This window comes from Streptomyces thermovulgaris, from assembly GCF_002155915.1.
In the GTDB taxonomy this organism is placed as follows: Bacteria; Actinomycetota; Actinomycetes; order Streptomycetales; family Streptomycetaceae; genus Streptomyces; species Streptomyces thermovulgaris.
This window is the reverse complement of record NZ_MUME01000115.1, coordinates 1-878: the sequence shown is the minus strand read 5'-3', so window position 1 is coordinate 878 and position 878 is coordinate 1. Positions and strand designations below refer to the sequence as shown.

The following is an 878-nucleotide window of genomic DNA, read 5'->3' as shown; positions in this document are numbered from 1 at the left end:
AGGAGGACAGCGTCGGGCGGCCCCGCCGGGAGGGCGAGGCCGTCGACGAACCGCTGATCGAGGCGGCACTGCCCGGTGCGGACGAGCTCTCCGGGCGGCTGGAGGGCCTGGCGGACCTGCTCGTCGCGGGCACCTCCGCGCCCGCCCTGGTGACGGCGGCCGTGGTGCACGGCGAGCTGCTGGCGCTGCGCCCCTTCGTCTCCCACAACGGGCTGGTCGCACGGGCGGCCGAGCGCATCGTCCTGGTCGGCAGCGGGCTCGACCCCAAGTCGGTCTGCCCGGCCGAGGTCGGCCACGCCGAACTGGGCAGCACGGCCTATCGGGACGCCTTCGACGGCTATGTGTCCGGCACCCCGGAGGGCATGGCGGCCTGGATCGCCCATTGCGCCCGGGCGGTGGAGCTGGGGGCGCGCGAGTCGATGGCGGTGTGCGAGGCGCTGCAGCGCGGAGCGGCCTGACGGCGGGCCGGGTACGGGCGGCGCGGGCGGATACGGACGGACGCATGAATGCGGCGGTACGACTGGTCGTACCGCCGCTGGCATGAACACCGAGTTACCAAGCGTCCTCGATATGTGTCGCCCATCAGGTCGGGGACTTTGCCCGTCACCTGGTGGGCGGGCCCGTAATCGACGGGTCGACGTCGCGTGGGTGCCCGATGTTCATGCACGGTCCGTGGGGCCAAATCGCGCCGTAAGGGTGGTCCTTTCGGATGTCCTTCGGTCTCGCGGGCCGTCAACTCCTTTGTACTGGAAACAGGGGACAAAGGGAACCCCTGGCCGCACTTCTTTACTTTTAGGTTCAAATGGGACTTATAGGGCCGTGCGAGGGGTGAAGGGGGCGGGGCACGGCGCGCGGGGCCGCCTGACGGCGGCCGGCAG

The 878-nt window shown here is 71.2% G+C and carries 1 pseudogene; it reads left to right on the top strand.

The features are described 5' to 3' along the window. A pseudogene (locus CCN35_RS29355) lies at positions 1-458 on the top strand (Fic family protein); the annotation flags it as partial. Positions 459-878 lie beyond the last annotated feature (420 nt).